Raw genomic sequence first — 8,945 nt, forward strand, 5'->3', positions numbered from 1 at the left:
TAAGTAGGAGGACATAATATGTACAATAAAACAATTTTAATCGGTCGTTTGACGGCCCAACCTGAACTCACTCAAACCCCTAACGGCAAAAATTTGACTCGTGTAACCGTCGCAGTTAATCGACGATTTAAGACAGAAAATGGTGAACGTGAGGCAGATTTTCTCAATGTTATTTTCTGGGGAAAACTGGCAGAAACACTAGTCTCCTATGGCAGCAAGGGCAGTCTGATTTCTATTGACGGTGAGTTGCGGACCCGTAAATATGAAAAAGACGGCAGCAACCACTATGTAACGGAAATCTTGGGCAATACCTTCCAGTTGCTCGAAAGCCGCGCTCAACGTGCCATGCGTGAAAACAATGCCGGTGAAGACTTGGCTGATCTGGTCTTGGAAGAGGAAGAATTGCCGTTTTAAAGTGAAATCAGTCCCAAGACCGATGGAGAGTGTGGAGAAATAGGGTATACTTTATTCAATCCTAAATATTTTCATAATCTCCTTAAAACACCAAGCGCGCTTGGTGTTTTATTGTTTTCAGACCTCAGACGGATTTTGTAATTCGTAATAGAATTTTCTTGACTATTTTTGACCAAGTGATACAATAGGAAATGTGAATTAGCACTCGGAGGTAAAGAGTGCTAAAAAGACCAGGAGGTAATACCATGTTGAAACCATTGGGCGATCGTATCGTCGTAAAAATTAAAGAAAAAGAACAAACAGTTGGTGGCTTTGTCCTAGCAGGTGCAAGTCAAGAAAAGACAAAAGAAGCAAGTGTCCTAGCGATCGGACAAGGGATTCGTACCTTGAATGGGGACTTGGTTGCCCCAGCGGTAGCAGTTGGAGATACTGTTTTGATTGATGCTCATGCAGGATTGGAAGTCAAAGACGGAGACCAAACCGTTCACATCATCCGTGAAGCAGACATTTTGGCAATTGTAGAATAAGAGGTAGGAAAATGGCAAAAGAAATCAAATTTGCAGCAGATGCGCGTGAAAGTATGGTCCGTGGTGTCGATATTCTGGCGGATACAGTCAAAGTAACCTTGGGTCCAAAAGGTCGCAATGTTGTTTTGGAAAAGGCTTATGGCTCACCACTTATTACTAATGATGGTGTAACCATTGCTAAAGAAATCGAGTTGGAAGATCATTTTGAAAATATGGGTGCCAAGCTGGTATCCGAAGTGGCGTCAAAAACCAATGATATCGCTGGTGACGGTACAACAACTGCAACTGTTTTGACCCAGGCTATCGTACGTGAAGGCTTGAAAAACGTAACGGCAGGTGCCAATCCAATTGGTATCCGTCGTGGTATCGAAGCTGCGGTTGTAACGGCAGTTGAAGCATTGAAAGCACAAGCAAGTCCTGTATCCAATAAAGCTGAAATTGCTCAGGTAGCAGCCGTATCTTCACGTTCTGAAAAAGTTGGTGAGTACATTTCAGAAGCCATGGAGCGCGTGGGAACAGACGGCGTTATTACTATTGAAGAATCTCGCGGTATGGAGACAGAATTGGATGTGGTTGAAGGTATGCAGTTCGACCGTGGTTATCTGTCACAATACATGGTAACAGATAATGAGAAAATGGTGGCAGAACTTGAAAATCCATTTATCTTGATTACAGATAAGAAAATTTCTCATATCCAAGACATTTTGCCACTCTTGGAAAGCATTCTTCAGACCAACCGTCCGCTTTTGATTATTGCTGACGATGTGGATGGTGAAGCACTTCCTACCCTTGTTCTCAACAAGATTCGTGGTACGTTCAACGTTGTTGCTGTTAAGGCGCCAGGATTTGGTGACCGTCGTAAAGCTATGTTGGAAGATATCGCGATCTTGACAGGCGGTACAGTGATTACAGAAGACCTTGGTTTGGACTTGAAAGATGCGACTATTGAAGCCCTTGGTCAAGCTGCCAAGGTTGTGGTTGACAAGGATGGTACAACTATTGTTGAAGGTGCTGGCAATCCAGAAGCCATTGCCAACCGTGTCGCCGTAATCAAGTCACAAATTGAGGGAACAACTTCAGAATTTGACCGTGAAAAATTACAAGAGCGTTTGGCAAAATTGTCTGGCGGTGTCGCAGTGATTAAAGTAGGTGCCGCAACGGAAACTGAGTTGAAAGAAATGAAACTCCGTATCGAAGATGCCCTCAACGCAACACGTGCCGCAGTTGAAGAAGGAATCGTTGCTGGTGGTGGTACAGCTCTTGTCAATGTTATTGATAGCGTAGCCAAGCTTGAATTGACCGGTGATGATGAAACAGGACGCAATATTGTCCTGCGCGCCTTGGAAGAACCAGTGCGTCAGATTGCCTATAACGCAGGTTATGAAGGTTCAGTTATCATTGATAAATTGAAGAATTCTGAGCTTGGAACAGGCTTTAATGCTGCGACAGGTGAGTGGGTCAACATGATTGAGGCAGGAATTATCGACCCTGTTAAGGTGACTCGTTCTGCTCTTCAAAATGCGGCTTCCGTAGCCAGCTTGATTTTGACGACAGAAGCAGTCGTTGCCAACAAGCCAGAACCAGCCGCTCCAGCTATGCCACAAGGTATGGATGGAATGGGTATGGGTTACTAAGAAATAGCAAAATGACACAGCTGATTGGCTGTGTTTTTTTCTTGAAAATTTCAAACATATCTATTTGACAATGGGTTTGGGATGTGGTACTATATTAGACGGTACTTTTTACTTTTGGTCTCTCAAGAGTGTACAGGGACGTGCTGACAAATGTTGCAAAAGTACACACAGATAGGGGTTGTCACCAATGCCTTATCACCAAAAATAAAAATATATACAGGAGAATGTAGATGCCTACAATTAACCAGTTGGTACGTAAACCACGTAAGTCTAAAGTAGAAAAATCTAAATCACCAGCTTTGAACGTTGGTTACAACAGCCGTAAAAAAGTTCAAACAAACGTTTCATCACCACAAAAACGCGGTGTTGCAACTCGTGTCGGAACAATGACACCTAAAAAACCTAACTCAGCCCTTCGTAAATTTGCTCGTGTACGTTTGAGCAACCTTATCGAAGTTACTGCTTACATCCCAGGTATCGGTCACAACTTGCAAGAGCACAGCGTTGTTCTTCTTCGTGGTGGACGTGTAAAAGACCTTCCAGGGGTACGTTACCATATCGTTCGTGGTGCGCTTGATACTGCAGGTGTAAACGATCGTAAGCAAGGCCGTTCTAAATACGGTACTAAACGTCCAAAAGGCTAAGAAAGGGGAAATATAAATGAGTCGTAAAAATCAAGCGCCTAAGCGCGAAGTATTGCCAGATCCATTGTATAACTCAAAATTGGTAACTCGTTTGATCAACCGTGTTATGTTGGACGGTAAACGTGGTACTGCTGCATCAATCGTTTACGGTGCTTTTGACCAAATCAAAGAAGCAACTGGTAACGATGCACTTGAAGTATTTGAAACAGCAATGGAAAACATCATGCCTGTACTTGAAGTACGTGCACGTCGTGTTGGTGGTTCTAACTACCAAGTTCCAGTTGAAGTTCGTCCAGAGCGTCGTACAACACTTGGTCTTCGTTGGTTGGTAACAATCGCTCGTAACCGTGGTGAGCACACTATGATCGATCGCCTTGCGAAAGAAATCATGGATGCAGCAAACAACACTGGTGCAGCTGTTAAGAAACGTGAAGATACTCACAAAATGGCAGAAGCAAACCGCGCATTCGCACACTTCCGCTGGTAAGATTAAGATACGAGGACGTATAAAACGCATAGCAAAAATAGGAAATGCGACGAAGAGTCTGTGGACTCTAGGAGGATTTATCTTTTTTGCCAAGCGTTTAGTCCGAGTTCAATTAAGATGCGAGGACATTAAGTCAGTTCTACATAAATCAATTGAGATTATGGTACCAACTTATCGTTCAATCATCACAAATCGGATTGAGGCTTGCCTCATCCACTTCACACCATTTAGTAAGAACTTAAGCGGGTGGGATTTGCCCACTCGCTTTTCTTAAAATATGGTATAATCAGAATAGAAATCTAAAAATATAGGAGAACAAACCTCATGGCACGCGAATTTTCATTAGAAAAAACTCGTAATATCGGTATCATGGCGCACGTTGACGCGGGTAAAACAACGACAACTGAGCGTATTCTTTACTACACTGGTAAAATCCACAAAATCGGTGAAACTCACGAAGGTGCATCACAAATGGACTGGATGGAGCAAGAGCAAGAGCGTGGTATCACTATCACATCTGCTGCGACAACAGCTCAATGGAACAACCACCGTGTAAACATCATCGACACACCAGGACACGTGGATTTTACAATCGAAGTACAACGTTCACTTCGCGTTCTTGATGGTGCGGTAACCGTTCTTGACTCACAATCAGGTGTTGAGCCACAAACTGAAACAGTATGGCGTCAAGCAACTGAATACGGTGTTCCACGTATCGTATTCGCTAACAAAATGGATAAAATCGGTGCTGACTTCCTTTACTCAGTAAGCACACTTCATGAGCGTCTTCAAGCAAATGCTCATCCAATCCAATTGCCAATCGGTTCTGAAGACGAGTTCCGTGGTATCATCGACTTGATCAAGATGAAAGCTGAAATCTATACTAACGACCTTGGTACAGATATTCTTGAAGAAGATATTCCAGCTGAATACCTTGACCAAGCTCAAGAATACCGTGAAAAATTGGTTGAAGCAGTTGCTGAAACTGATGAAGAATTGATGATGAAATACCTTGAAGGTGAAGAAATCACAAACGAAGAATTGAAAGCTGCTATCCGTAAAGCGACTATCAATGTTGAATTCTTCCCAGTATTGTGTGGTTCTGCCTTCAAAAACAAAGGTGTTCAATTGATGCTTGATGCGGTTATTGACTACCTTCCAAGTCCAGTTGATATCCCTGCTATCAAAGGTATCAACCCAGATACAGATGCTGAAGAAGAGCGTCATGCTTCTGATGAAGAGCCATTTGCAGCTCTTGCCTTCAAGATCATGACTGACCCATTCGTAGGTCGTTTGACATTCTTCCGTGTTTACTCAGGTGTCCTTAACAGCGGTTCATACGTAATGAACACTTCTAAAGGTAAACGTGAGCGTATCGGACGTATCCTTCAAATGCACGCAAATAGCCGTCAAGAAATTGAAACTGTTTACGCTGGTGACATTGCCGCTGCGGTTGGTTTGAAAGATACTACAACTGGTGACTCATTGACAGATGAAAAAGCAAAAGTAATCCTTGAGTCAATCCACGTTCCAGAACCAGTTATCCAATTGATGGTTGAGCCTAAGTCTAAAGCTGACCAAGATAAGATGGGTATTGCCCTTTCTAAATTGGCTGAAGAAGATCCAACATTCCGCGTTGAAACAAACGTTGAAACTGGTGAAACAGTTATCTCTGGTATGGGTGAGTTGCACTTGGATGTCCTTGTTGACCGTATGCGTCGTGAATTCAAGGTTGAAGCAAACGTAGGTGCTCCTCAAGTATCATACCGTGAAACATTCCGCGCTTCTACACAAGCTCGTGGTTTCTTCAAACGCCAGTCTGGTGGTAAAGGTCAGTTCGGTGACGTTTGGATCGAATTCACACCAAACGAAGAAGGAAAAGGTTTCGAGTTCGAGAACGCTATCGTCGGTGGTGTGGTTCCACGTGAATTCATCCCAGCGGTTGAAAAAGGTCTCGTAGAATCTATGGCTAACGGTGTTCTTGCTGGTTACCCAATCGTTGACGTGAAAGCTAAGCTTTACGATGGTTCATACCACGATGTCGACTCATCTGAAACAGCCTTCAAAGTGGCAGCATCTCTTGCCCTTAAAGAAGCTGCTAAATCAGCTCAACCAACTATCCTTGAGCCAATGATGCTTGTAACCATCACTGCACCAGAAGATAACCTTGGTGACGTTATGGGTCACGTGACTGCACGTCGTGGTCGCGTTGATGGTATGGAAGCTCGTGGTAACACACAAATCGTTCGTGCTTATGTGCCACTTGCTGAAATGTTCGGTTACGCAACTGTACTTCGTTCAGCAACACAAGGTCGCGGTACCTTCATGATGGTATTTGACCACTACGAAGATGTACCAAAATCTGTACAAGATGAAATCATCAAGAAAAACGGTGGCAATGCATAATTGCTAACCCAGGCAGCTTCGGCTGCCTTTTTTATTTGCAAAAACCATCGCAAACATTAACATATATTAATATACATACACACTTTATTTTATCTAAAATCCATAAGTAGTGAAAAATCACACAAAAAACAGACGGAAACCGCGTGGTTATGCGGTTTCTAAGGGTTCGTCTGTTCTTGGTTTTATTGCTTTTTACCCCTCCAAGCGCTATACTAGTATAGTATATATAAATTACTAAACTAATATACAAAAAGGGAAATTCTTATGAAGAAGAAAAAGTTTCAGGGTCTAGTTGGGCTAGCACTCATTGCAAGTTTGGTAAATCCTGCTCCATGGCTTGGTCAGTCAGGTCTTCTTGAATCAGCTAAGGTTTTAGCTGCGGAAGAAGAAACACCGCCTGAAGATGAGATTCTTCCAGATGCTAATCAGCTAAAAGCAATCATCGATTTCACTAAACTAAATGATGAGTTGGAAAGTTTAATCGATAGCAATCCTGAAGAAGCAGGTTATTTAGTGGAAGACGAACAGGCTAAGGTTGATCGGTGGAAAGCTTACCTTGCTCAAACAGCAGACGGAAAAGCTCAAGCTGCTCGTTGGGATGCCTTGGTTGCTCGATTAAACGGAGGAGGTAGTACGCCAACTCCAACTCCCAATCCAGATCCTGTTGTGACAACACGAACAGAGACGATTGCTATTACAACCGTCTATACGGCAGATGCAAACTTAGAAGCTAATAAACAAGTTGAGACTTTTGCGGGTGTTGCAGGTGTAAAAACCTACACAACTACAGATGGCGTTGAGGATGCAGGTGTTGTAACGGTTGCTATGCAGCCAAGACAAGTAACGGTTGGAACTAAGTCAACAGTTGTGACGGAATCAATTCCTGCTCCAAAAGATATTGAAGAGTTGGATGCGAACCTTGAAGTTGGTGCTCGTGTATTAAAAAAAGCAGCAGTTCCAGGGGCAAAAACAACAACAACTTCCTATACCTTGAATACAGAGACGGGTATTGCAGTTGCGAATGCTCCAGTTGAAACAATTGTAGAGGGAACAGCAGCGGTTTACCTTGTTGGAACCAAAACTACAAACCTTCCAGTTGTTACAACAGAAGAAGTTGTTGAAACCCAAGTTGTGGCATTTGAAACGATTCGTGAAGACGATCCAAACCTCGAAGTAGGTAAAGAAGTTGTTGAAACCGAAGGTGTCAATGGTGAGCGTACAATTGTTTACACTGTTACGAAGACAGACGGTGTTGAAACAGCTCGCACAGTTAAGAGCGACAGTATCACTACCCCAGCGACCGCTAAGGTCATCAAGGTTGGTACCAAGCCAGTTCACGTTCCAGTTGTTACAACAGAAGAAGTTGTTGAAACCCAAGTTGTGGCATTTGAAACGATTCGTGAAGACGATCCAAACCTCGAAGTAGGTAAAGAAGTTGTTGAAACCGAAGGTGTCAATGGTGAGCGTACAATTGTTTACGCTGTTACGAAGACAGACGGTGTTGAAACAGCTCGCACGGTTAAGAGCGACAGTATCACTACTCCAGCGACCGCTAAGGTCATCAAGGTTGGTACCAAGCCAGTTCACGTTCCAGTTGTTACAACAGAAGAAGTTGTTGAAACCCAAGTTGTGGCATTTGAAACGATTCGTGAAGACGATCCAAACCTCGAAGTAGGTAAAGAAGTTGTTGAAACCGAAGGTGTCAATGGTGAGCGTACAATTGTTTACACTGTTACGAAGACAGACGGTGTTGAAACAGCTCGCACAGTTAAGAGCGACAGTATCACTACCCCAGCGACCGCTAAGGTTATCAAGGTTGGTACCAAGCCAGTTCACGTTCCAGTTGTTACAACAGAAGAAGTTGTTGAAACCCAAGTCGTGGCATTTGAAACGATTCGTGAAGACGATCCAAATCTTGAAGTAGGTAAAGAAGTTGTTGAAACCGAAGGTGTCAATGGTGAGCGTACAATTGTTTACGCTGTTACGAAGACAGACGGTGTTGAAACAGCTCGCACGGTTAAGAGCGACAGTATCACTACTCCAGCGACCGCTAAGGTCATCAAGGTTGGTACCAAGCCAGTTCACGTTCCAGTTGTTACAACAGAAGAAGTTGTTGAAACCCAAGTCGTGGCATTTGAAACGATTCGTGAAGACGATCCAAACCTCGAAGTAGGTAAAGAAGTTGTTGAAACCGAAGGTGTCAATGGTGAGCGTACAATTGTTTACACTGTTACGAAGACAGACGGTGTTGAAACAGCTCGCACAGTTAAGAGCGACAGTATCACTACCCCAGCGACCGCTAAGGTCATCAAGGTTGGTACCAAGCCAGTTCACGTTCCAGTTGTTACAACAGAAGAAGTTGTTGAAACCCAAGTCGTGGCATTTGAAACGATTCGTGAAGATGATCCAAACCTTGAAGTAGGTAAAGAAGTTGTCGAAATCGAAGGTGTCAATGGTGAGCGTACAATTGTTTACACTGTTACGAAGACAGACGGTGTTGAAACAGCTCGCACAGTTAAGAGCGACAGTATCACTACCCCAGCGACCGCTAAGGTCATCAAGGTTGGTACCAAGCCAGCAAGTGTGACAGATTCGAAAGAAGAATTGAAAGCTTCTAATGAGAAGAACACACAAGCTACTAATGAAACAGTTGGAGATACTGCTCCACAAAAAGAGGTGACTGGTAAGAAGATTCTTCCAAAAACAGGAGATGTGGTTGCTACAACATTCTGGACAAGCCTGATTGGATGGGTGACTCTTGGATTGGCAACAATCTTGAGGAGAAATAAAAAATCATAATCTCCTCAAATTTTTACCAAAAACCTTCTTGAGG

7 protein-coding genes are annotated in these 8,945 nt (G+C 43.3%); all 7 read left to right on the forward strand.

The window, feature by feature from the left end; genetic code table 11:
• Positions 1–18 precede the first annotated feature (18 nt).
• The gene (locus tag PXH68_RS00715) at positions 19–414 is read left to right on the forward strand and encodes a single-stranded DNA-binding protein (RefSeq protein WP_248028790.1); all 396 of its coding nucleotides are present in this window, start codon (positions 19–21) and stop codon (positions 412–414) included.
• 245 nt (positions 415–659) lie between these two features.
• Positions 660–941 (forward strand): co-chaperone GroES, encoded by a 282-nt coding sequence (gene groES / locus PXH68_RS00720; protein WP_248028789.1) that lies wholly within the window; start codon positions 660–662, stop codon positions 939–941.
• 11 nt (positions 942–952) lie between these two features.
• Positions 953–2,575, forward strand: coding sequence for a chaperonin GroEL (gene groL / locus PXH68_RS00725; protein ID WP_248028788.1), 1,623 nt, complete (start codon positions 953–955; stop codon positions 2,573–2,575).
• 230 nt (positions 2,576–2,805) lie between these two features.
• Positions 2,806–3,219 (forward strand): 30S ribosomal protein S12, encoded by a 414-nt coding sequence (rpsL, locus tag PXH68_RS00730; protein WP_002940030.1) that lies wholly within the window; start codon positions 2,806–2,808, stop codon positions 3,217–3,219.
• Between the two features lie 16 nt (positions 3,220–3,235).
• Positions 3,236–3,706, forward strand: a complete 471-nt coding sequence (gene rpsG, locus PXH68_RS00735; protein WP_002940031.1) for a 30S ribosomal protein S7 — start codon at positions 3,236–3,238, stop codon at positions 3,704–3,706.
• 324 nt (positions 3,707–4,030) lie between these two features.
• Entirely contained in the window at positions 4,031–6,112 is a 2,082-nt protein-coding gene (gene fusA, locus PXH68_RS00740; RefSeq protein ID WP_099811378.1) for an elongation factor G, read from the forward strand.
• Positions 6,113–6,376: 264 nt separating this feature from the next.
• Positions 6,377–8,911: a G5 domain-containing protein gene (locus tag PXH68_RS00745; RefSeq protein ID WP_316715723.1), complete on the forward strand. Its 2,535-nt coding sequence runs from the start codon at positions 6,377–6,379 to the stop codon at positions 8,909–8,911.
• The last annotated feature ends 34 nt before the right edge of the window (positions 8,912–8,945 follow it).

The organism is Streptococcus sp. 29896, from assembly GCF_032594915.1.
GTDB lineage: Bacteria > Bacillota > Bacilli > Lactobacillales > Streptococcaceae > Streptococcus > Streptococcus suivaginalis.

Excerpts from the sequence above, each read along its gene's own strand:
- PXH68_RS00715 (WP_248028790.1), top strand. The coding sequence starts at position 19 with ATGTACAATAAAACAATTTTAATCGGTCGTTTGACGGCCCAACCTGAA.
- groL (WP_248028788.1), top strand. The coding sequence starts at position 953 with ATGGCAAAAGAAATCAAATTTGCAGCAGATGCGCGTGAAAGTATGGTC.
- fusA (WP_099811378.1), top strand. The coding sequence starts at position 4,031 with ATGGCACGCGAATTTTCATTAGAAAAAACTCGTAATATCGGTATCATG.
- rpsG (WP_002940031.1), top strand. The coding sequence starts at position 3,236 with ATGAGTCGTAAAAATCAAGCGCCTAAGCGCGAAGTATTGCCAGATCCA.
- groES (WP_248028789.1), top strand. The coding sequence starts at position 660 with ATGTTGAAACCATTGGGCGATCGTATCGTCGTAAAAATTAAAGAAAAA.
- PXH68_RS00745 (WP_316715723.1), top strand. The coding sequence starts at position 6,377 with ATGAAGAAGAAAAAGTTTCAGGGTCTAGTTGGGCTAGCACTCATTGCA.
- rpsL (WP_002940030.1), top strand. The coding sequence starts at position 2,806 with ATGCCTACAATTAACCAGTTGGTACGTAAACCACGTAAGTCTAAAGTA.